Source organism: Leucobacter fengyongliangi, from assembly GCF_052386045.1.
Genome location: NZ_CM126356.1, coordinates 516,082 through 537,021, shown reverse-complemented (window position 1 = coordinate 537,021; position 20,940 = coordinate 516,082). Strand labels below are relative to the sequence as shown.

The 20,940-nt window shown below is 61.7% G+C and carries 20 protein-coding genes and 1 tRNA gene; 7 read left to right on the top strand and 14 right to left on the bottom strand.

Annotated elements, in window-relative coordinates; translation table 11 throughout:
- Positions 1-108: 108 nt before the first annotated feature.
- The 5 genes from ACTNFK_RS02540 to ACTNFK_RS02520 all read right to left on the bottom strand — a co-directional run bounded on the left by ACTNFK_RS02540 (position 109) and on the right by ACTNFK_RS02520 (position 2,007).
- Positions 109-309, bottom strand: coding sequence for a hypothetical protein (locus tag ACTNFK_RS02540; RefSeq protein ID WP_435936083.1), 201 nt, complete (start codon positions 307-309; stop codon positions 109-111).
- Between the two features lie 230 nt (positions 310-539).
- On the bottom strand, positions 540-953 hold the full coding sequence (locus ACTNFK_RS02535; RefSeq protein ID WP_435936082.1) for a helix-turn-helix domain-containing protein: 414 nt from the start codon (positions 951-953) through the stop codon (positions 540-542).
- 57 nt (positions 954-1,010) lie between these two features.
- Positions 1,011-1,412, bottom strand: coding sequence for a hypothetical protein (locus tag ACTNFK_RS02530; RefSeq protein ID WP_435936081.1), 402 nt, complete (start codon positions 1,410-1,412; stop codon positions 1,011-1,013).
- Entirely contained in the window at positions 1,412-1,732 is a 321-nt protein-coding gene (locus tag ACTNFK_RS02525; RefSeq protein ID WP_435936080.1) for a hypothetical protein, read from the bottom strand. Before ACTNFK_RS02525 ends, ACTNFK_RS02530 begins: the two co-directional genes overlap by 1 nt.
- A gap of 47 nt (positions 1,733-1,779) precedes the next feature.
- Positions 1,780-2,007 carry a hypothetical protein gene (locus ACTNFK_RS02520; protein ID WP_435936079.1) on the bottom strand — a complete coding sequence of 76 codons (228 nt, stop codon included), beginning with the start codon at positions 2,005-2,007 and terminating at the stop codon, positions 1,780-1,782.
- Positions 2,008-2,125: 118 nt separating this feature from the next.
- On the opposite strand from ACTNFK_RS02520, the gene ACTNFK_RS02515 reads away from it, so the two are divergent.
- Together ACTNFK_RS02515 and ACTNFK_RS02510 are read left to right on the top strand one after the other, a co-directional pair.
- Positions 2,126-2,719, top strand: a complete 594-nt coding sequence (locus tag ACTNFK_RS02515) for a helix-turn-helix domain-containing protein (RefSeq protein ID WP_435936078.1) — start codon at positions 2,126-2,128, stop codon at positions 2,717-2,719.
- On the top strand, positions 2,712-3,821 hold the full coding sequence (locus tag ACTNFK_RS02510) for a tyrosine-type recombinase/integrase (protein ID WP_435936077.1): 1,110 nt from the start codon (positions 2,712-2,714) through the stop codon (positions 3,819-3,821). The genes ACTNFK_RS02515 and ACTNFK_RS02510 overlap by 8 nt, the downstream gene beginning before the upstream one ends.
- A gap of 63 nt (positions 3,822-3,884) precedes the next feature.
- On the opposite strand, the gene ACTNFK_RS02505 is transcribed toward ACTNFK_RS02510, so the two are convergent.
- The 4 genes from ACTNFK_RS02505 to ACTNFK_RS02490 all read right to left on the bottom strand — a co-directional run bounded on the left by ACTNFK_RS02505 (position 3,885) and on the right by ACTNFK_RS02490 (position 7,169).
- Positions 3,885-3,957, bottom strand: a tRNA-Arg gene (locus ACTNFK_RS02505).
- Positions 3,958-4,050: 93 nt separating this feature from the next.
- Positions 4,051-4,788 carry an NlpC/P60 family protein gene (locus ACTNFK_RS02500; RefSeq protein WP_433645679.1) on the bottom strand — a complete coding sequence of 246 codons (738 nt, stop codon included), beginning with the start codon at positions 4,786-4,788 and terminating at the stop codon, positions 4,051-4,053.
- A gap of 234 nt (positions 4,789-5,022) precedes the next feature.
- Positions 5,023-6,375, bottom strand: a complete 1,353-nt coding sequence (gene gdhA, locus ACTNFK_RS02495) for an NADP-specific glutamate dehydrogenase (RefSeq protein WP_435936076.1) — start codon at positions 6,373-6,375, stop codon at positions 5,023-5,025.
- Between the two features lie 77 nt (positions 6,376-6,452).
- The gene (locus ACTNFK_RS02490) at positions 6,453-7,169 is read right to left on the bottom strand and encodes an iron-dependent transcriptional repressor DtxR (RefSeq protein ID WP_435936075.1); all 717 of its coding nucleotides are present in this window, start codon (positions 7,167-7,169) and stop codon (positions 6,453-6,455) included.
- Positions 7,170-7,262: 93 nt separating this feature from the next.
- Between ACTNFK_RS02490 and serC the strand changes: the two genes are divergently transcribed.
- The gene (serC, locus tag ACTNFK_RS02485) at positions 7,263-8,381 is read left to right on the top strand and encodes a phosphoserine transaminase (RefSeq protein WP_435936074.1); all 1,119 of its coding nucleotides are present in this window, start codon (positions 7,263-7,265) and stop codon (positions 8,379-8,381) included.
- A gap of 233 nt (positions 8,382-8,614) precedes the next feature.
- On the opposite strand, the gene ACTNFK_RS02480 is transcribed toward serC, so the two are convergent.
- From ACTNFK_RS02480 to ACTNFK_RS02460, 5 genes are all read right to left on the bottom strand, one after another.
- On the bottom strand, positions 8,615-9,526 hold the full coding sequence (locus ACTNFK_RS02480) for a class C sortase (RefSeq protein ID WP_435936073.1): 912 nt from the start codon (positions 9,524-9,526) through the stop codon (positions 8,615-8,617).
- Positions 9,527-9,619: 93 nt separating this feature from the next.
- Positions 9,620-11,095: a SpaH/EbpB family LPXTG-anchored major pilin gene (locus tag ACTNFK_RS02475; protein ID WP_435936072.1), complete on the bottom strand. Its 1,476-nt coding sequence runs from the start codon at positions 11,093-11,095 to the stop codon at positions 9,620-9,622.
- Between the two features lie 125 nt (positions 11,096-11,220).
- On the bottom strand, positions 11,221-14,814 hold the full coding sequence (locus ACTNFK_RS02470) for a SpaA isopeptide-forming pilin-related protein (protein ID WP_435936071.1): 3,594 nt from the start codon (positions 14,812-14,814) through the stop codon (positions 11,221-11,223).
- A 360-nt stretch (positions 14,815-15,174) separates the two neighbouring features.
- The gene (locus ACTNFK_RS02465) at positions 15,175-16,062 is read right to left on the bottom strand and encodes a DUF3027 domain-containing protein (protein ID WP_435936070.1); all 888 of its coding nucleotides are present in this window, start codon (positions 16,060-16,062) and stop codon (positions 15,175-15,177) included.
- A complete protein-coding gene (locus ACTNFK_RS02460; RefSeq protein WP_435936171.1) occupies positions 16,055-16,432 on the bottom strand; it encodes a cold-shock protein in 378 nt (125 codons plus the stop codon). The genes ACTNFK_RS02465 and ACTNFK_RS02460 overlap by 8 nt, the downstream gene beginning before the upstream one ends.
- Positions 16,433-16,588: 156 nt before the next feature.
- Here ACTNFK_RS02460 and ACTNFK_RS02455 point away from each other — a divergent pair, with 156 nt between their 5' ends.
- From ACTNFK_RS02455 to ACTNFK_RS02440, 4 genes are all read left to right on the top strand, one after another.
- Entirely contained in the window at positions 16,589-16,849 is a 261-nt protein-coding gene (locus ACTNFK_RS02455; RefSeq protein WP_435936069.1) for a hypothetical protein, read from the top strand.
- Between the two features lie 15 nt (positions 16,850-16,864).
- Positions 16,865-18,511 carry a helicase-associated domain-containing protein gene (locus tag ACTNFK_RS02450; RefSeq protein ID WP_435936068.1) on the top strand — a complete coding sequence of 549 codons (1,647 nt, stop codon included), beginning with the start codon at positions 16,865-16,867 and terminating at the stop codon, positions 18,509-18,511.
- Between the two features lie 11 nt (positions 18,512-18,522).
- Positions 18,523-20,169: a DNA repair helicase XPB gene (locus ACTNFK_RS02445; protein WP_435936067.1), complete on the top strand. Its 1,647-nt coding sequence runs from the start codon at positions 18,523-18,525 to the stop codon at positions 20,167-20,169.
- 62 nt (positions 20,170-20,231) lie between these two features.
- Positions 20,232-20,933 (top strand): response regulator transcription factor, encoded by a 702-nt coding sequence (locus ACTNFK_RS02440; RefSeq protein ID WP_433645691.1) that lies wholly within the window; start codon positions 20,232-20,234, stop codon positions 20,931-20,933.
- Positions 20,934-20,940 lie beyond the last annotated feature (7 nt).

Genomic DNA, 20,940 nt, shown 5'->3' with positions numbered 1-20,940 from the left:
ATGCCGCGTTGTAGCCTCGCGATGAGGCTGAGGGTTTGTCGCGGGCTGGTAGTTGATGCTCGGCGCATCGTGACTGCTCAGATGGTTCGCCGCATTCGACACAGAGCTTCATGGTTGCTCCCTGAGTTCGCGGTCGCGTAGGTCGCAAAGATCGTGAACCTCGTCGACGACCCGACGGGCTTGATCGAAGGGAACCTTCACGAAATAGGTGCCGACGGTGATCGTGAGCACGTCGGTCGTCTCGCCGGTACTGAAGTCGCGCCAGAGCTTCCGGTAGACACGAACCTTCCCTTTGCCGCCTCTTGTCATGATGATTTCCTTTCGCGCCGTCAGCTCTGCTGACGCTGAGGGATGAATTAAGGGTTCAGTTAAGGGTTCATATAAGGGTTTAGGTCGCATGGTGCTACTCCCCCCCGTCGCATGGTGCTACTACCCCTAGTCGCGTGGCGCTACTACCCCCGTAGCGTGGTGCGACTTGTGGGGGGTGTTCGCTTTGCACCCTCAAGGGGCAGTTATCCACAGGCACTAGTCGCATGGTGCTACCCCCCTGCCGCATAGCTCGGCACCTCTTCGCCGTGCTGCCACTGGTGGGGGAAGGTGTCGTATTCCCTTTGCCCGTCGTTGTCGAAGTTCGCGTATGAGACAACTGGCAGGTGTTGGGCACGCTGCGACTTCTTGTCGTACATCGGCAAGCAGTAACGATTCGTCAGCGAGCCGCCCATGTCGGCCCTGACCCAAGGCTCAACATGCACGAGGTCGTGTGTCTCGAGTAGCTTGATCGCACGCATGACGGTTGTTCTGTGCAGTGCGGTCTCTCTGGCGAGCCGTTCGATGCTTGGCCAGGATCGGTGTACCTTGTCGTTGTAGTGGTCGGCGATCATTACAAGCACGAACTTTTCTGATGACTTGAGACCATCCCAACCGAGTGCCCAACGGTATGCGCCCATGCTCATAATTCCTCCTTCCTGAGCGAGAGGGGGAACGACCGTGCGGCCGCTCCCCCTGGGTTGTTAGATCGACTCCTCAAAGCCGGGTGCGCCGGGTTCGGTCTTTCGGTGAATCTCGCGGGGTCGTCGCTCCATGAGGTGAATGGCGACGGCCTGCAGCGCTGCGGCGACCGAGAGCGCTTCAGCAGGACTCAGGAGAATGTGGGCCTCACTGTTGTCGGTAAGGCGAACGAGATCACCCTTCTCAGTCACCTCGTCGGCGTAGGGCTGGTCATAGTCGCGCCAGTAGTCGGCCTCGCTCTGAATCTGCACGCGGGCATGTCCGGTGTTGATGTCGAAGTTCGCCGCATTCTCTGGGATACTGGCATTCATCGTTGCTCCTTCTTCTTGATACGGGAATGGGTTATCGGTATTGGCCTCGTCGAGCTGCAACTCGATCGGGGCCTTCTTCTTTGCGGCGGGCATCAGGGGTACTCCACAAGGCCAGTGACAAGGTCATTCAGTCGGTCGCGTAGCTCGTCGGCGGCATCACTGTTCGGGTCGTTCATAGCTTCGGCGAGGTCGTAAGAATCGACATTCAGGCGTTTCGCGAGCACGGCGGTTGCTTCAGCTCTTGACCGAGCGGTGAGCCAGACAAGCTCAGCGAGCGCGTAGTCGCTTGGAATGTCCATCGACATGACTTCAGTGAGCGCGTCGACGAGCGCGTTCACGACATCGTGCAGGTCACCGCAGGGGGCTTCGGTGTGCGTCCTGTTGATGCGGTGACGCGGGTGAGCGTTGTTCATGTTGTTCCTTACGTTGGAGAGAGTTTGGTCGAGGGTGGTGCTCACGCTTACGCCTCAGCAGTGCCGGTGCGAGCAGTCGACTCGACGAAATCCATGAGCTCAGAGAACTCGTAGACGATCGTCTTCGGGGTCGGGCGGTAGTACTTCGGCCCGATGCCTTTGAAACGCATTTGCGAGAGCTTCGCGGTAGTCATGCCTGGGATCGCGGCTGCGGCATCCTTCGGGCTGAGGTAGCGGCGAGCCATGAGACTCACCTCTGGGCTGGTGACTGACATCACTTTCCTTTCGTCTAATTTCGATCTTGCGTTGTCAAAATGACAATACCACATCGAAATCAAAGTCAGGGAATCTAATACGGAAGAGAATTGGTCGGATTTCGCATACAATGAGGGAATGAGCTTCAGTGAGAGGGCGAGTGATCGCATTGGTGAGCGGATTGCGTTCTATCGCCGCCTAAACGGTTGGAGTGCCGCGGAGCTTAGCGAGGTGACTGGCAAGACCATCTCGAAGGGCGTGATCGCGAACATCGAAACTGGTCGCAAGAAGGACGTCACCGTCGACGAACTGCTCACGCTGTCATTCGCATTGGGCGTCCCACCGCTTGCGATTGCACTTCCGCTAGATCGTCCCGAAAGCATGGTCACTCTCGTCGGCGGGAAGAATGAACTTCACGCATCACAGGTCTCCCGGGTCGCGAGAAGTTTTGTCGAGCCCGCGATGCCCTGGCGATACTCAGATGGCATTCCCAAACCAACTGTTACACCAGCAGGTGCCTTAGCAAACGCGAGGGCAGATTCCCTGTTCAAGTGGCACCGAGCCATCGATGAGATCGCAGGATTTCGCAAGCGATTGCGGGAAGCCAAAGCATCGGACGACCAGGATGCCATCGAGAAGTACACTGCGCTCGTTGATGAGTCACAGAATGAGGTTCTGCGGCTAGAGGATCAGATGCGGTCCTACGGGATGCAGCTTCGCGACAATGGGTAGCATCTTCCCTTACGAGAACGCGAAGGGCGAGAAACACTATCGCATCGTCTTTCGTGACGCGGAGCACAAGCAAACATCGAAGCGCGGCTTCAAAGACCTGAAGTCGGCGAAGCTTGCTCTTGGTCGGATCGAGAACGCTGTTCACGATGGCTCCTACGTCGGCCACCAGCGCGGCATGAAACTGGTCTCGGACCTTGCCCCGGCATGGCTTGCCACCAAGAAGGCAACCCTCAAGCCGTCGAGCTACAACGCGATCGATACTTCTTGGAACGTGCATGTAAAGAAGCGTTGGGGTTCAGTGCCGGTCGCGAAGATCAGACGCGACGCTGTTCAGGCGTGGGCGAACGACCTGGGTCGCGGCCCGACCACTGTGCGGCGTGCGAACGAGGTCTTAGCTGGGATTCTTGACACTGCGATTCCGGCGAGCATCAAGACTAATCCTGCGCGCGAGATCGCCTTGCCAAAGAAGGAGACCGCCAAAGAGCGCCGGTACCTCTCCCACAAGCAACTATGGCAACTCGCGGAGACTGCACCGAAGCATAAGCTCCACATCCTCACGCTTGGTTATTGCGGCATTCGTTGGGGCGAACTCACAGCCCTGCAGGTGGGCGATCTCGACCTTGAGAAGCAACTGATTACCGTGAGCCGTAACGTCGTCCAGATCGGCTCCAAGCTCGTGCCAGGCACACCTAAGAGCGGCGAAGCACGTCGGGTTCCCGTACCTTCTCGAGTCTGGAAGCTTCTACTCGAGCACACGAAAGACAAGCCTTCGAAGTCGCTGATTTTCCCGAACGAGTACGGTGGGTTCATCCATCCTCCGACGGGCGGAAGAAGCGGTCGGTCTTGGTGGGTGTCAGCAGTGAAGAAGTCCGGCCTCGAGTATTTGACTATCCATGATCTCCGACATACTGCTGCGAGCCTTGCGGTCGCGTCTGGTGCTCACGTCAAGATCATCCAGAGAATGCTTGGTCACAGCTCTGCTGCAGTCACGCTCGACGTGTACTCCGATCTCTTCGAAGACGATCTTCACACGCTTACATCACGCTTAGATTCGGCGATTGATGCTGCGATTGTTGCTGAATCTGTTGCCAAAGACGATTAGACGGGAATGAGAAGACCCCCTCTTCCGCTTAATCATGCGGATCGAGGGGGTCTTAGCTGCAAGTGCCCCAGATAGGAATCGAACCTACGACACCTTCTTTAGGAGAGAAGTGCTCTATCCACTGAGCTACTGGGGCAAACAGAACGAGTCTAGCGAACCGACAACGATGGCACGAAAATGGGGCACCGCCGGTGGCGATGCCCCATTCGAGCCGTGAGGCCGAAGAAACCTAGAAGCGAACTACGCCGCTCGGTGCACCATTCAAGAACGCACTGGCGACCACAGTCTGGTTGCCGTTGTATCCACCGTGCACGGCCTGGCCGTTGCCGATGTAGATCGCCACGTGAACGCCCGACCAGATCAGCACATCTCCAGGCGCATAGGCACCATTGGTAACCAGGGTACCGCCCAGAGCGGTGTACTCGCCCACCCGCGTGCCAAGGTCACCCGCAGGGATGCCCACTGCGCGCAACGAACGCTCGACGAGCGCCGTGCAGTCTTGGAACTGACCGAGCTGCGCGTACGCTGCGGAGACGATGCCCGCGGCACCGGCACCTGAGGGAACGTCGGCCCGAGCTGCGGTTGCCGTCGCGACACCGGCACCTGTAGCCTGTGCCGTGCGAGCCGCTTCCTCTGCTACACGAGCCGCTTCCTCTGCAGCCTTCTCCTGCGCGAGAACCACTGAGCTCACCTCTGCCGCCACTGCCTCAACGGGAACCAGTGCATCTGCGCCATCTTCGGTCAGGAGCGACTGCGATTCTGCAGCCATGGCAAAACCGTCGGGCATGCCCGAGGTATCGGGAGCCGCGTATGCGGGAAGTGCGAACACACCCACCATGCCGACGCTGAGTGCGCCTGCGCCAACCATGCGAGCGAGATGCTTAAGCGAACGGGTACGAGGAGCGGATGCCGTCTGGGCCACTACCTCAGTACCGGACGCCTGAATTGTGCCGGTGTGCTGAGTCACGAGTCAATAAACCTTACGTTTGCCTGTGTTTTGGTGGGAGTACGGCCCGCGGGGGCCAAAACCTCTTTCGAGCCTAACCGAAGATCACGGAATTGTCACACTCAGATGCGATTTCTCTCAGGGAGGCGAAAAAACCGCATAAAACCGAGGAAGTCTGAGTGACAGATTGTTCGAGATCGAGCAAAACCTCAACTGTGGGTTGAGGGTTTTGAGCCCGGTTTTGCCTGAATCTGGTTAGACCACGCCCTGATCGAGCATCGCCTGCGCAACTGTCACAAACCCAGCCGAATTCGCGCCGAGCACGTAGTCCCCCGGACGCCCGTAACGCTCCGAAGCGGCGTAGCTCGCGTCGTGCACATCTCGCATGATGCGGTGCAGTTTCAACTCGCTCTGCTCAAAGTCCCAGCTGTCACGAGAAGCGTTCTGGCTCATCTCAAGCGCCGAGGTGGCGACCCCACCGGCGTTCGCAGCCTTACCCGGCGCGAACAGCACGCCTGCCTGCTGGAACAGCGCAACGGCATCGGGCGTCGTGGGCATGTTCGCGCCCTCTGCAACGGCCCGCACGCCGCCATCGAGCAGCGATCTGGCACCGGCTTCGGTGAGTTCGTTTTGCGTCGCACAGGGGAAGGCAAGGTCGCCGGGTACGTCCCAGACTGATCCACCAGCGACAAAGCGAGCGCTCGGCCGCCGCTCGGCGTACTCAGAAATGCGGGCCCGGTCAACCTCCTTGACCTGCTTGAGCAGCTCGAGATCAATCCCCTGCTCATCCACCACATAGCCCGACGAATCGGAGGCGGTGATTGCGGTGCCGCCAAGCTGGGCGACCTTCTCAATGACATAGATCGCGACGTTGCCCGACCCCGACACAATCGCTCGACGCCCCTCGAGCCCCTCGCCGGTGCGTGCCAACATCTCTTGCGCAAAAAATACCGCGCCGTAGCCCGTTGCCTGGGTGCGCACTTCCGCGCCACCCCAGCCCTTACCTTTGCCGGTGAGCACCCCCGATTCGTGCTGGTTGGTGATGCGACGGTACTGACCGAAGAGGAAGCCGATTTCACGCGCGCCCACACCAATGTCGCCCGCGGGCACGTCCACGTGCTCGCCAATGTAGCGGTAGAGCTCATTCATGTAGCTCTGGCAGAAGCGCATCACTTCGGCCGTACTCTTGCCCTGTGGATCAAAATCGGAGCCGCCTTTGGCACCTCCGATTCGCTGCCGGGTCAGCGCATTCTTAAAGATCTGCTCGAAACCGAGGAACTTGATCACCGAGAGGTTTACCGTGGGGTGGAAGCGGAGGCCCCCCTTGAACGGCCCCAACGCCGAGTTGAACTGCACGCGGAAGCCGCGGTTCACCCGCACCTGTCCCTCATCATCCACCCATGGCACCCGGAACAGGATCTGCCGCTCGGGTTCGACCAGACGCTCCAGAATCCCCGCCTCGATAAACTCAGGGTGCTCTTGGAGCACTGGCACCAAGCTCTCCAGCACCTCGTCGACGGCCTGCATGAACTCAGGCTCGTGCGGGCTGCGAGTCTCGACGGCTTCAGCTACGGCACTCACGTGCGCTTCGGGGGTAATACGTGACACAGGTTCTCCTCTGTGGTCTATCTGCTCCATCTGCGGCAGCCCGCTATGGGCCCACCGCAACAGTCGGTTGGGTGGTTTTATTCGGATACGAAGATGTGGGCGGCGATCTCGCCGGGAAGGTCGATGACAACGGGATCGGTATGCGGATCCACCGTGGAAGCGGGGTTTACCGTGACCCGCACCAGACCATCGACGTACGCGAAGCTGGCCATCGCGCCGGGTCTGATGCCTGCCTGATCGAGAAGGCGGAGAAGTTCAGGGTCGACCTGCGCAGGCTCTGCGAGATTGCGGATCCGCGCGGTCACTGGCTCGGGTCCGCTCGCGAACAGGGTGAGTGCGCTCTTCACCCCGGCGTGGAGGGGCATCGAGGCACGCGATCCGAGTTCTTCAAGGCCAGGGATCGGGTTGCCATAGGGCGATTCGGTGGGGTTACCGAGGATTCCGATCAGCTTGCGTTCAACCTGCTCACTGATCACGTGCTCCCAGCGGCATGCTTCTTCGTGAACGTATTCCCATTCAAGCCCGATCACATCAGCGAGCAGGCGTTCGGCCAGGCGGTGCTTGCGCATGACGCGAACGGCCTTCGTTCGCCCAGCCTGGGTGAGTTCGAGGTGCCGGTCGCCACTGACGACCACGAGGCCGTCGCGTTCCATGCGACCGATGGTCTGAGAAACGGTCGGCCCAGAATGCCCCAGGCGCTCAGAAATTCGCGCGCGCAGCGGCACGATGCCCTCCTCCTCGAGTTCGAGGATGGTGCGAAGGTACATCTCGGTCGTGTCAATGAGATCAGTCATTGCCGCCTTCCACATGCTGTGCCGCCACCCAGTTTAGGCTATGGGCACCGCCCGGCACTCCGATGAGGGGTGCGCGCAACATAGAATTGGCGCATGGCTGACATCACCATCCCTGCGAATCTCCTGCCCACCGACGGACGCTTTGGCTGCGGCCCCTCGAAGGTGAGGGACGAGCAACTGGCGTTTCTCGCCACCCAACAGCCGGGAGTGCTGGGCACCTCACACCGCCAGGCACCGGTCAAGAACCTGGTCGGGAGCTTGCGCAACGGCCTGTCTGAATTGTTCCGCGCGCCCGAGGGGTACGAGATCCTGCTGGCGAACGGTGGCGCTACGACCTTTTGGGATTCGGCGGTGCACTCACTGATCGAGCGTCGCAGCCAACACCTCGCGTTCGGCGAGTTCGGCGCGAAGTTCGGGAAGGCCGCCGCGGCCGCACCGTTCCTCGAGGCACCCGATGTGCGCACAGCAGATGGTGGATCACGCTCCGAGGTGCTCCCCACCGAAGGCGTCGATGTCTACGCTTACCCTCACAACGAAACCTCCACGGGCGTGATGGCCGAGGTGCGACGCGTGCACGGCGATGCGGGCGCGCTCACGGTGGTCGATGCGACGAGCGGCGCAGGTGGCCTCGATTTCGATGCCTCCGAGACCGACGTCTACTATTTCTCGCCTCAGAAGAACTTCGCGAGCGACGGTGGCATCTGGTTCGCACTGGTCTCGCCCGCAGCGATCGAGCGGATCGAGCGGGTCACCGCCTCGGGTCGTTACATCCCAGAGACGCTCAACCTCGCCGGCGCAATCGAGAACTCACGCAAGAACCAGACGCTTAACACGCCGGCCGTCGCAACCCTCGCGATGATGGACGAGCAGGTGCGGTGGATCAATGCGCAGGGTGGCCTGGACTGGGCTGCCTCCCGCACGGCAGAGTCTTCTGCGGTGCTCTACGACTGGGCGGAGAAGTCCTCGGTGGCGACTCCCTTTGTCTCGAATCCCGATCATCGGTCCAACGTCGTCGTCACTATCGATTTCGACGAGTCGGTAGACGCAGCTGCGATCTCGACGGCGTTGCGCGCCAACGGAGTGGTCGACACCGATCCCTATCGCAAGCTGGGCCGCAATCAGCTGCGCGTGGCGACGTTCACCGCTATTGACCCCAACGACGTGCGTGCGCTGACCGGCTGCATTGATTACGTGCTCGAGCGCCTGGGCTAGTAGGCCCGATACCTAAGCGGTCGTCGCATCGACGAACCGCACCAAGACAATAGACCGCCGGGTCCTGCTGCCCTGAGGCAGTCGGACCCGGCGGCGAGACGTGGCACTGGCGTTCGTTACGGGCTGACGGGCTATGGACTCCATCTGCGCGAACGGTGACGCGTCACCACGCTCTGGTGCGGGACGGTGGAAGTTATAGGGGGGACCTCCCACCGCCCCGGGCTTTGAAATCTCTACGTCGGCACGACCTCCTCGATGCGTCCCATGCGCCACACGTATGCAGAGAGGAGGAGTACTCCGCCTCCGAGGCCGACGGCCCACCAGGGAAAACCAGGCACGTCCGGATTTGCGCCGGCTCGTTCGACGTCGCCGATTGGTGTGGGGATAATTCGCTCCCCGGTGACGAGGATGCGATGGCTATTGATGCCTAACGGGGTGCAGGTCACGAGGGTCATGAGATCGTTGCCAAGCTGCGGCCTGAGCGCCTGCGATTCATCTGGCTGCACGACCTGGGTGGACACGACCCGATAGGTAAGCACCTCGCCGAACACTTCGACGGTGAACGAGTCTCCTACTTTGACCTGGTCGAGGTGGTTGAACATCTCGGCATTTGCGAGCCCGCGATGCGCAGTGAGCACGGAGTGCTGGGAGACCCCACCCACCGGCAGGGACGTGCCCTGCAGGTGCCCCACGCCCCGCTCAAGCGTTTCATCAGAGGTGCCGTGGAAGATGGGGAGATCCACATTGATACTCGGAACCCGAAGGCGACCCATCGTGCCGTCAGCATCTGCCCTCAGGAGGCTCGCATATTCGAGGTCGCTATTCTCGGCCCCGTCGCTTGTCGGCAGGTTGGAGTTTGGCGCCACGAGCGCGCCGCCCACCAGCGCCTCGTTGTAGCTGCGGGCCCGCATGATCTCAGATTCAAGCCTGGTCGGTGACTCCTGCTCAAGCGAGGTACCGACGGAAGCGATGATCAGGGATTGGTTGTACTGCGCAAACCAAGCAGCAACGCTCGGATACATGAATACCAGGAGTCCCAGCAGCGCGACGAGCGCCGTGAGAAATGCGAACCGTGGGAACCTCCACGAACGCACCATCGCAACGGAGGGTGCCGCGTGCGGCTCCTGCTTTGCGACGATGCTCATGATGTCCCCCGATCAAATGAAGTGAAGTGAATGAAGTTGTGTGGTGGTGCGGTGGGGCGGGAAGCGCATTTCTCCCCGCCCCGTCGGCGGCGACTACTGCTTCGAGACGCTCTGCTTGCGCCGGGCAGTGGCGAGTGCCACTCCGCCCGCGGTGAGGAGCAGTGCGATCCCGCCGATCATGAACGCTGTGGTTCCAGTCGAACCCGTAAGGGGCAGTCGCGGTGCGTTTTGCTGGGTGTTGTTGATGAGCACTGGCACCACGGTGCTGGCTGCACCTGCGTTGACGGTGACCTCAGTCCACGCGGCATCACCGGCCGGAAGCACGTAGCCTGCAGGAGCCTTCGTCTCCTTCAGCCAGTACGTCTTCGAGAGCGTGGCGTTATTTCCCACCCACAGGCCGTCAACGACGATTTCACCATTCACGTCGGTCGTGAGCGTGCCCACCTCTGCGAGCACGGGGCCATCCTTCGACTCGTGCAGCGTGAATTCCGCGCCCTGCAACGTGTTGTTCGGTGCCACTGCAGCCTGCTTGATGACCTTCAGTGGACCCCAGTTGGTCTGCGGGTACCCGGTCTCGCGTATCGAGTCGTTGACGTTCACGATCGCCTGGTTCGGAATCAGACCACCCGTCTCGCCGTCCCCGAGGGAATCCACCGTGGTGGATGCCTCAACAGTGACATTGTCGGCACCGGCCAAGAGCGCCAAACCAGCCCCGGTGAGCGTAATGACCACGTTTCCGGTGACTTCGTAGTGCGTCTCAAATTCAAGCACCGTGTCATCGATCTTCACGACGGCGCCGGTGAGGGTGAGTCGCGGATCCAAGGTGTCGGTGATGACGAACTTGTTGTAGGTACCACCCTCGCCGAGTTCGGGAATCGGCGCCGTGATGGTCCAGTCCACTGTGGAACCGAGAACCAGCGCATCAGGTTCCGACACCGTCTTCTCCGGCGTCGTCGTGTTGAGCTTGTTCTTGGGGTAGACGTGTACGTCGTACAGCCAGGTGCTGTCGCTTGACTGCGGGTAGGGCACCGTGACCAGGAATGGCTGAATCGGGGTAACGATCTGGTTCGGGCCTGGGCTCGTCTCGGTCACGAGGTACATACCGTAGGGAAGGGTCGGGATGACCGCGATTCCGCCCGCGAGCGTCGTCGCTGTGGTTGCGGCAACCTTGCCAAAGTCGTCGAGCCCACCGAGCACCTTCGCGACTGTCGCGTCTTGCGCGACGTCCCAACCTTCCGTGGTCGTCAGGTCGATCGGCGAGCCGTCGAAGGTAACTCGTTCAATACTGAACACCACACCCTCAAGTCCCGCCCCGAGTGCCGCGATCTTCGCCGGGTCGGTGATGACGGTGCCGTTGCCGGCCTCGCCCGGGTCACCCGCATGCTTGTGGATGGTGAGGGTGCCAGCGGTGCCAGTGATGTTCGAAATGCTGGGCCCGACGGGTACTGCCAGTTCTTCCTCCGCGGAGGCCGCGCTACTGAATGTGACGGTACCGATGAGCACGAGAGCTGTGGCTCCCAGTGCGGCGAGCGCTCGCTTCGCGAGCCGCCCCCGATTTCCTTGATCCATGATCTTTTCCTCTCGTCGGGCGGCAACTCTGCTCGTCCGGTTCATGAGACTGCTGTTTGTGATTGTTGGTCGTGGCCCAAGGTGTGGATCCCGGCCGGCGACTCCCCCATGTCGCTCTGCTGTCGTCACATCACCTCCGGAATTCGGCGGAGACGGATCGCGTACGTTGCCGCGAGGATGAGGGCAAGTAGTGCGATACCTACACCCGCGATATTGAAGATGTCGGAGCCAAGCCCACCGGTGAGCGGCAGTGCAACACCCGGCTGCTGCTCGTTCTCGAATTCGCCCTTGTCGATGACCGTTCCTGCGTTCAGCGCATCGACCGTGAAGGTGAACTCCACGCCTCCGATGTACCCCGGTGGCGCCTTTGTCTCGGTGACCGTGTAGCTACCCCACACGAGTTCTTCAAGCTCGAACTGGCCCGCGATCGGATCCACGTCGGGGCCGAGGCATGGTGCGCTCGTGCAGTCGATAATCGCAACCTCGGTAAGCGAGGGGGCCGGGCCGACGATCTTCCACTCGGACCCGCTGAGCAACTCACCATTCACCGAGTCAACCTTCGACCACGAGACTGCGCCCGGGAGGGGACTGTTCGTCGCGCCACCCAAGTCGACAGTGGTGCCACCGTTGGACACATCAATGGTGAACTCGAAGTATCCGACGCCGGAGTAGCCGACAGGCGGTTTGGATTCCGTCAGGGTGTAATCGCCCCAGGGGAGATCCATGAGCTTGAACTGACCCGCGATGGGATTCTGGTCAAGGAAGGCGCCCACCGCGCAGGGTGCGGAGGTGCAGTCAACCACCACTGTATCCGCGGGGACTTCAGGGCCCGTCAGCGTCCACTCAGATCCGCCGAGCAACTCCTCGGTCTCGTTAGCGACCTTCGACCAGGTGACGTCGGCCGGCAGTGGAGTCTCGGTGTTGGTAAAGACGCATGATTGCGTCGTTTGCCCAACTGTGAGATTCAGCGCTACAGATGCCTGATCGCCGGACAGGACAATGGAATCCGTCAGATCAACCGCGTTACAGACGACCTGTGTCAGCGTCCAACCGGGTTTGACCGTCTCTGAAAGGGTCACAGTGGCGCTCTGGCCGGAAGGCTCGGTGAATCGCATGCTCCATTTCGCAAGATGGTCGTTTGTGGGGCTGGTCGTCTGTGGAGTCGCGCCGAGCAGAGTGCCCGGACTCTCTGCCGCCTTGAGTGCGCCGAAGGTCCAGTCGTCTACGAGGGTCGTCGTGGCTCCCGCGACCGACACCGTGGTCTTGCTGACCTCAATCGGCACCTGGCAAGTCGCAGCGGTTGCGATGTCTTCGAGAGTTCCACCCAGGCTTTCCCAGGCACCGACAAAGTAGTCGCCAGGGCCGGAAACCGCCCGCAAGTTGACTTCGCCGAGCGGATTACCAATCGCGTTGCCGACGCCTACTGTCCAAACGGGGATGCCTTGGGCCTTGATTGCGTTGGCAGAGAGCACCGCATTCTCAACCGAGTGGAACCTCACGTCGTAGCTGGAGCTGCTCGTCCGGCTGTAGTTCGGAGCCCCGTCCGTAATCATCATCGCGATATCGTAGACTCCCGGGCTACCCGCGGCGAGAGTCGCTGCCCGCTGGAATCCGTCGTCCCAGTTCGTACCCGCAGCGAAGTTCGCTCCGTTGAGCACCCCGTTTCTGAGGCTTGTTATCAGGCCGGGGCTGTCTGCTGAGGTCAGGTTGGCGATACCGAACGTGTTGGGATTCGCTGCGGCGGCGTTATATGTTACGACCGAGACGCGTGAACCCGTGCCCTGCAGCGCTTCGACCATTTGCTCCAAGCCATTGGCGTAGTCAGTGCGCTGCGCCGCAGATATCGAGGTCGAAAGATCCAGTATGAGTACGACATCGAGACCAGCCACGCAGTCAGGCACGAGCTGCGGGTTGTTCAAGGCATTGGTGGTCTTTCCAATGCTTGTCGTTTCGCCGGTACCTGCTCGAGGTATCTGCTGCGTTTGCCCGGCGGTCACGGTTGCAGTTCGCCCTGGGTATGGATTTAACGTGTCAACCGTGCCGGTTGGCCCGGTTGCGATGTTCTGAAGTGCAAACGTGCCAGCGCCCGCTGACTCTTCGACGACCCAGTACGCATTTCCATTTGCTGACGAAGGAAGCGTCATCGTGCAGGATGTCGCCGGGGCTGCACCAATGGTGCAGGTGGCCCAAGCGTCGGACACCGGCGAACCGACTGTTGACGAAGTGCCCGTGTAGAGGCGGAATGTAGCACCAGCGAGATTCGATGTAGATCCGCGAAGCACTTCCTTGTTCACGGTGATCTTCGCGCAGTTTGAGGGCGGGTTCACCGTCACGGGTGCGACCCATGCCTGGATGTTCTTGTTGCCCGTCCATGACCGTATGTATCCCGTGGAACCTAGCGTTGACGGGCAACCCTGTTGGCCCACGAATTCTGGGGTGAGCGTAAGGCTCAACACCATTGTGAATCCGCCATCAGGCGACGACAGCGCGTTCGCCACAGACACACAGGTACCGGGATAATTCGCCAGCGAGGTGTAAGTGCAGCGCTGCGTTGTGTAGTTCTGTGCGTTGCTGTTCTCGATAATGATCACCATGCCGCCTTGCGAACGATCTGGCTGGGGAACGAGCGTGGTACCCGAAGCCGCACCCCAACGCTCAGGTGCCACTGTGTATTCAATCGACCATCCCTTGGCACCGGTTGCGCTCGGTCGGGTCCAGGTCGCGCCTAGGATCCAGTTCACGCCTGACTGGGTGAACGACGAGGTGAAGGAGTTGATCTCCGTCGCTTCGGCTGGGCTCCCGGAGGAATACCAGGTGGTCGGATCGCTGCTGTCAAAGCTGGGTTGGTACGCACCCTTCGGTTCAGCTCCCGGCGGTGCTGCAAGCAGGCTGATATCTGGAGCACCGGACCGGGCGGATGATTGGGGCTCTTCGACGGGGTCGAGGCTTGGGACTTGGAGAATGAGAGTTGACACAACCGCATCTGGGGAAGAGACAGACGCAAGATCCAGCCATGCCGCAACTTCGACCTCGTACCCGGAAGGAGCAACCACCGGCTTCACCCTCAGGGTCTCCCCGGCCGCAACGTCATGGGTCACAGCGGGATCTCGATGGTCAACAAGCTGCTTCACCATGAACTGTCCGGCGATCGGGTCAAGATCCTCGCCCGCATATCCGTCCTGGCCCACGTTGTCGGTCACGCGGGTGCTCACCGCAGCTGCCCATTGGCTATCGGCACCATCGTCTGCGACGCTGTCGTTGCGGGGGCCCTGGAGCTCAATCGTCGTTCCCGCGACGAGAGCGTCTGATTCGTCGGCGACTCGCCAGCGAACGTACGGAGGCTCGGGTGCTGGAACGCTCGCCTCCGTTGCATCCGATCCTGCGGTGGGTGGTGTTGGCGCTGCCGGTTCTGCGGGAGCCGCCGGCGGCGGCTCTTCGACGGGAAGCGGCTCAACGGGTGGTGCGGGCTGAACGGGAGGAGCCGGCTCGGGAGCTGGTTCAGTTGGGGGTGCGGGCTCAGCGGGCGGCGCAGGCTCGACTGGTGCTGGCTCGGGCGCTGGCTCGGGCGTCGGTTCGACCGGCGCGGCCGGAACCGCCGAAGGATCTGCTGGCACCTCCTCCGCAAGAGCCGGGGATGCCCCCAACATGAGAAATGCACTCACGCTGAAGATAGCGATCAGCTTGCGAGTGCGATCCTTGACGATGCTCTGTCTGTACACCTTGTGCCCCCATGGCCCGGGTGCAACTGCGAAGCGAAGAGCCAAAAACTCTTGGTCGCGAGACGAGCATTCACTCGCCAGTGACCAATTTGTTTTAGTACGCCCCCTACCGCAACTGCCGCCGCGTTGATTGGGAGTCTGAACCTCGACACCTTCATCGACGCCGTAACCCCCGAATTCCCCCACAGGTTAGGAAGGGTCAGGGAGTCAGGACATCGGTGCAAATTACGTATCTTCTTGCACGTCCTACAGAAGTGAATCGAGTGCATCAATTTGACGAAAACGCACGACGCAAGGGTCGGGAAATAAACGAAGCCCGACTCCCTCGAGGGAGTCGGGCTTCGTTCTCATGAGATACGGCTACTCGTCTTCCGATTCTTCATCATCATCGCCTGAGATATCGTCAGAGTCTTCGCTTTCTTCGCCAGATTCATCGTCGTCAGACTCATCGTCTTCGCCAGATTCATCGTCGTCAGACTCATCGTCTTCGTTTGATTCATCATCGTCGGACTCATCATCTTCTTCGTCGATGTCGACGCCGTCAATCTCGTCGTCGAAGTCACTGAAATCGTTCTCCAGCAGGTCATCTTCGGGATCGATCTCATCCTCATCGGTGAGTTCGGCCGCTGCTTCCTCGGCGGCCGTGGCCTCGTCGACGGCTTGGCGGGATTGCGTTTCGCGAAACTGAGCCAGACGCTGCGACCAGGGCACCCACTCCGGTGCTATCACCGCACCAGCGCCAGGGAGCAGCTCTACCTCGAGCACGTTAATGTCAGATTCCTCATCGACTCGCGCCAGCGTCGCCGCCCAACGCCATCCAGGGTAGCCAGGCAATCGGCATTCGAAGTAGAGCGTAAGCACGTGCGCTTCGTGAGCCTCGTGTCCGTCTTCAGCTCCAATGGTCTGCGGGGCAGTGATCTCGGCGAGCGCGGCTCGCGCCTGTTCGCGTGCGGCGAGCAACACCGGATCAGGCTCAATTTGTGCGGCGGGCTCGGGATCCACCACCGCTTCGACGGCACCAGCGTCGGCCGCAACCTCGGCCACAGCCTGGATCTCTGTCACGACCTCAGACTCTGCCTCAGCCGAGGAATCGACTCCGTCCGTAGGAATTACGTACGCGGAATCCGCCTCGTTCGGTGCAGCATCGTCGACCCCAACCGCCTCGTTCGGTGCAGCATCGTCGACCCCAACCGTCTCGCTCAGCGCTCCGGCCTCGCGAGCGTCGACGGCCTCGTTCGTCTCAGACATCGAAGTCATCCGCAACCCGACGCAGCATGGTCGCAACCTGGCGCGCCTGCTGCCGCTCCGGGTATTGCCCGTGCTTCAACCGCTCGCCCAGCCCGTCGAGCAGCTTCACCAGGTCTTCGATGATAATCGCCATCTCGTCGGCCGATTTGCGGTTGCGGCGCGCCAGTTTTGGCGTGTCGATGACCCGCACCGACAGCGCCTGTGGGCCACGCCGACCCTCGGCAACGCTGAACTCGACACGCGTTCCCGCGACAACCTCGTGACCTGCGGGCAACACAGAGTTGTGCAGGTATACCTGCTGTCCGTCGTCACCCTGAATGAAGCCGAAGCCCTTTTCCTCGTCGTAGAACCTGACCTTGCCGTTCGGCATGACCCGCCCTTTCACTTTTAGCGCCTGGCCGCGTCTCTCGCGGGCGCGCTCACGCACAGTTTCGGGGCGCTCGCCCCGATTCAATCCCCCCAGTCTACCTGCCCACACTCGGCGCCCGCCGGTCGCGGCGAGAACCCTCGCGGTAGAATACGAAGGATGTCTACAGACTCCAGCAAGTTTCCCGTCGTTGAGCGACTGCTCGCCTATTCTTCGCTCACGATTATCGCGGTCGCCGTGGCGGCATATCTCACCACGCTCGTGGTCGCCATGGTTGCCGGACGCGATGTGCTCGCCGCGAGTATGTGGCCGGTGGTGGTGTGGATCTCTTACGTTGGGCTGCCCATCGGCTTCGTTCTCCTCATGATTCTATTGGTGCTCAATTTCAGTCGCCGAGGCTCGCGCCGGGGCGAGAAGTAGCGGGACGGTACATCCATGAGTGGCACACTCGCACTGGCAGCATCAATTGCGCAGCTGAGTCGCGCCGAGGTGCGCGGTCTGCTCGACATACGCCGCGTGCAGACACCCGGCTCCGTGCACGACCCACTCGGCTTGGCTATCGAGCTGCTGCGCCCCGAATCGGTGTCGCGAGCTATTGCCACAGTGGATCGCGATGGCCTCCTCGCACTGCAGACCCTCGCCGCAGTTGGTGAGTCCGGGGTGGATCCCGCGGCGCTCGCTACCCTGCGCGTGCAGGGGCTTGTCGGTCGCGACGAACACACGGGCGCAACCACCCACGTGCCTGAGATCACCGAGGCACTGGAGCGCGCGCTCGGCAACGATGGCCTCTCGACCTCTGACAGGATCGCGCCACACCACCCGGCAGACACGTCTCGCTGGTTCGGCGACGCCCTGACATCCGTGCGGCGTGCCGCGGCGTTGCTGCGCGTGCTTGCGGCTCAGCCGCCTCGCCTCAGCCGCAAGGGGACGGTCACGGCCACCGCAGTGCGGGGCCTCGCAGAGAGCACCCACGGCGACGCGGCGAGCACCGGGCACTTGCTCTCGGTGCTGCAGCTCGCCGGCCTCGCCGAGCCCATGGCAGCCGGTCGCCCGGGTGGCTCCACTGTGGTGCTCGTCACGTCAGAGCGTGCCGCCGATTGGCTGGGGCAGCCCTACCCCGAACGGTGGCTCGATCTCGCATGGGCGTTCACGCAGAAGCTAGATCCTCAGGTTCGACGAGCGCTTGATCTGGCCTCAGGCGACCTGGAGCTCGCGGCCGGGGCACTGCTTGCTTATGAGTATCCACTGCTTCCCGCAACCGCTCGCGACGCGGCCGCCGACTACGCCGCCACCGCCGAGGTGCTCGGGCTCACCGCGCACGGCCAGCTCTCCCCGGCTGCACTGTTTCTCTTTTCTGGCGATCGAGCTTCCGCGCTTGAGATCGCGGCCCGCGACTTGCCAGAGCCCGTCACCGGGGTCTACGTACAGCCCGATCTCTCGGTCGTGGTTCCCGGGCCGCTCATACCCGCCGACGAGCAGGCGCTCGCCGAGATTGCCGAGACCGAGCAACTCGGCACTGCGGCCGTCATGCGCTTGACCTTGGCCTCGCTGACCCGGGCGCTGCAGCACGGGCATAGCACCGAGTCGATTCGCACGTTCCTTGCCCGGGTGTCGCTCACGGGCATCCCGCAGCCGCTTGATTTCATCCTCACCGACCTGAATCGCGCGAGGTGGCCGGCAGATGCGCACGCCCGGCCGGGCGACGCATGGGTCTCCGATGGACGAGCTCGCGCGACCGCCGCTCGCGATGCCGCGGCGGCCAACCCGCGAAGGGTCACGTCGGCCCCCACCTTTGAGACCACGCGCGATGTGGCGGCCGACCTCGATGCGCTCGCAGACCGGGTGTTTGAGGCCACGCAGGCCGCGTCGGGGGCGGGCGATCTGAGCCGCAAGCTTGAGCTCGCGATCCGCGATAAGAGCCCCGTGCAGGTCACCGCAGCCGCGGGAAGCGACGAGCGCACGTTCACCCTGCTACCTGTTGCCCTCACCGGTGGTCGCCTGCGCGCGACGGATCAGGTGGCGGGCGTCGAGCGTACCTTGCCGCTGTCTGCGATCGTCGCAGTCGCGCCAGTACCCGCGTAAACTGGTCTGTTATGACTCTTGGCCCCCTGATCGTTCAGAGCGATCACACCGTCCTTCTCGAGGTGGCACATCCCGATGCCGAGGACGCGCGCCACGAGCTCGCGGTGTTCGCGGAGCTTGAACGCGCGCCCGAACACATCCACACCTACCGAGTGACGCGGCTCGGCCTCTGGAACGCACGAGCCGCGGGCCACACCGCCGAAGAAATCGTCGCGACCCTCGATCGGTATGCGAAGTTTCCGGTACCGACTTCCGTGTCTGGCGAAATCGCAGACACCATGCGCCGCTACGGTCGCCTCACGATTGAACGTCTCGACCCGGCAGACGCAAACAGCGAACTCGTAGTGCGCAGCGACGAACCGGCCATTCTGCGCGAAATTGCGAGCGCCAAGAAGATCGCACCACTCCTCGGCAACAAGATCGACGAGCGCACGTATCCCGTCGCCGCATGGGCGCGCGGCCAGCTCAAGCAAGAACTGGTGGCGCGCGGGTGGCCTGCTGAAGACCTAGCCGGCTACACCCCCGGCGAACCGCACAGCATCGAGTTGGTGCAAGATGGCTGGCACATGCGCGACTACCAGCAGAAGGCGGTCGACGCGTTTTCATTGGGCGGATCGGGTGTCGTGGTGCTGCCCTGCGGCGCGGGGAAGACCATCGTGGGTGCGGGCGCAATGGCCGCCGTGGGCGCCAAGACGCTCATTCTCGTCACCAATGCGGTTTCGGCGCGGCAGTGGCGAGACGAATTGCTCAGGCGCACGAGCCTCACCGAAGATGAAATTGGCGAGTACTCGGGCCAGGTGAAGGAGGTACGCGCGGTCACCATTGCGACCTACCAGATCCTCACCGCCAAACGCCGTGGCGAGTACGCGCACCTGTCCCTCCTCAACGCACACGACTGGGGTCTCATCGTGTACGACGAGGTGCACCTGCTGCCGGCACCCGTGTTTAAGCTCACCGCAGAGCTGCAGGCCCGCCGCCGTATCGGCCTCACTGCGACTCTCGTACGCGAGGATGGCCGTGAGGGCGACGTGTTTAGCCTCATTGGCCCGAAGCGCTACGACGCCGCATGGAAAGACATCGAGGCGCAGGGCTTCATCGCCCCGGCCGAGTGCTTCGAGGTACGCGTCGAGCTTCCCGAGAGCGAGCGCTTTGACTATTCCATTGCCGAGGATCAGGATCGCTACCGCATCGCGTCCAGCGCCTCAGTGAAGGAGACGATCGCGCGGCGCATCATCGAGCGTCACGCGGGCGAGAGCGTGCTCGTCATCGGTCAGTACATAGATCAGCTCGAATCGATGGCCGAGTCGCTCGGCTGCCCACTCATTACCGGCCAGACACCGGTCGACGAGCGCGAACGCCTGTTCAACGAGTTTCGTGAGGGTCGCGAGCGACTGCTTGTCGTCTCAAAGGTCGCCAATTTCTCAGTGGATCTTCCCGATGCCTCTGTGGCGATTCAAATCTCGGGCTCGTTCGGGTCGCGGCAGGAGGAGGCACAACGTCTGGGTCGACTCCTCCGCCCGAAGCCCAACGGGGCGTCTGCGTCGTTCTACACGCTCGTCACCCGCGACACGGTCGACCAGGATTTTGCGCAGAATCGGCAGCGCTTCCTGGCCGAGCAGGGATACGCCTACACGATCATGAACGCTGACGAGCTTTAGTCTCGCGATCCACTGGGAAGATTTTTCAGCGGAAGCATAGCGAACTGTCAGATACTGGGGTTATGACAACTCAGCCAAAGGGTCCCAGGATTCTGATCGTTGACGACGAACCGAACATTCGCGAGTTGCTCAGCACGAGCTTGCGCTTCGCGGGATTCGGGGTGCGTTCAGTGGGGAATGGGGCACAGACCATTTCTGCGGTGCTTGAGGAAGAGCCCGACCTCATCATTCTTGACGTGATGCTGCCAGATATGAACGGCTTCAGCGTGACCAAACGGCTGCGCTCGGCGGGCTACACGGCTCCGATCCTCTTCCTCACGGCAAAAGATGACGTGGAAGATAAGGTGCAGGGGCTCACCGTAGGCGGCGACGACTACGTAACGAAGCCGTTCAGCCTCGACGAGATCATCGCGCGCATTAAGGCCATCCTCCGCCGCACAATTCAAGAGGACGAAGAAGCGGTACTCGAGACCGGACCCATCGTGCTTGATCAAGACACGCATGAGGTAAATGTGGGCGGTACGCCCGTCGAGCTCAGCCCGACGGAGTTCAAGCTGCTGCGCTACCTGATGCAGAACGCGAACCGGGTGCTCTCAAAGGCCCAGATTCTCGATCACGTTTGGGAGTACGACTTCAATGGCGATGCCGGAATCGTTGAGTCGTACATCTCCTACCTGCGTCGGAAGCTCGATCCACTCACTGAGGAATCTCTCATTCAGACCAAGCGCGGCTTCGGATACATGCTGAAGACCGACGCCAAGTAGGGCGTCG

Bases quoted from the DNA above. Each gene is read 5' to 3' on its own strand.
- ACTNFK_RS02540 (WP_435936083.1), bottom strand. From the start codon at position 309: ATGACAAGAGGCGGCAAAGGGAAGGTTCGTGTCTACCGGAAGCTCTGG.
- ACTNFK_RS02535 (WP_435936082.1), bottom strand. From the start codon at position 953: ATGAGCATGGGCGCATACCGTTGGGCACTCGGTTGGGATGGTCTCAAG.
- ACTNFK_RS02530 (WP_435936081.1), bottom strand. From the start codon at position 1,412: ATGCCCGCCGCAAAGAAGAAGGCCCCGATCGAGTTGCAGCTCGACGAG.
- ACTNFK_RS02525 (WP_435936080.1), bottom strand. From the start codon at position 1,732: ATGAACAACGCTCACCCGCGTCACCGCATCAACAGGACGCACACCGAA.
- ACTNFK_RS02520 (WP_435936079.1), bottom strand. From the start codon at position 2,007: ATGTCAGTCACCAGCCCAGAGGTGAGTCTCATGGCTCGCCGCTACCTC.
- ACTNFK_RS02515 (WP_435936078.1), top strand. From the start codon at position 2,126: ATGAGCTTCAGTGAGAGGGCGAGTGATCGCATTGGTGAGCGGATTGCG.
- ACTNFK_RS02510 (WP_435936077.1), top strand. From the start codon at position 2,712: ATGGGTAGCATCTTCCCTTACGAGAACGCGAAGGGCGAGAAACACTAT.
- ACTNFK_RS02490 (WP_435936075.1), bottom strand. From the start codon at position 7,169: ATGACTGATCTCATTGACACGACCGAGATGTACCTTCGCACCATCCTC.
- serC (WP_435936074.1), top strand. From the start codon at position 7,263: ATGGCTGACATCACCATCCCTGCGAATCTCCTGCCCACCGACGGACGC.
- ACTNFK_RS02480 (WP_435936073.1), bottom strand. From the start codon at position 9,526: ATGAGCATCGTCGCAAAGCAGGAGCCGCACGCGGCACCCTCCGTTGCG.
- ACTNFK_RS02475 (WP_435936072.1), bottom strand. From the start codon at position 11,095: ATGGATCAAGGAAATCGGGGGCGGCTCGCGAAGCGAGCGCTCGCCGCA.
- ACTNFK_RS02465 (WP_435936070.1), bottom strand. From the start codon at position 16,062: ATGTCTGAGACGAACGAGGCCGTCGACGCTCGCGAGGCCGGAGCGCTG.
- ACTNFK_RS02460 (WP_435936171.1), bottom strand. From the start codon at position 16,432: ATGCCGAACGGCAAGGTCAGGTTCTACGACGAGGAAAAGGGCTTCGGC.
- ACTNFK_RS02455 (WP_435936069.1), top strand. From the start codon at position 16,589: ATGTCTACAGACTCCAGCAAGTTTCCCGTCGTTGAGCGACTGCTCGCC.
- ACTNFK_RS02450 (WP_435936068.1), top strand. From the start codon at position 16,865: ATGAGTGGCACACTCGCACTGGCAGCATCAATTGCGCAGCTGAGTCGC.
- ACTNFK_RS02445 (WP_435936067.1), top strand. From the start codon at position 18,523: ATGACTCTTGGCCCCCTGATCGTTCAGAGCGATCACACCGTCCTTCTC.
- ACTNFK_RS02440 (WP_433645691.1), top strand. From the start codon at position 20,232: ATGACAACTCAGCCAAAGGGTCCCAGGATTCTGATCGTTGACGACGAA.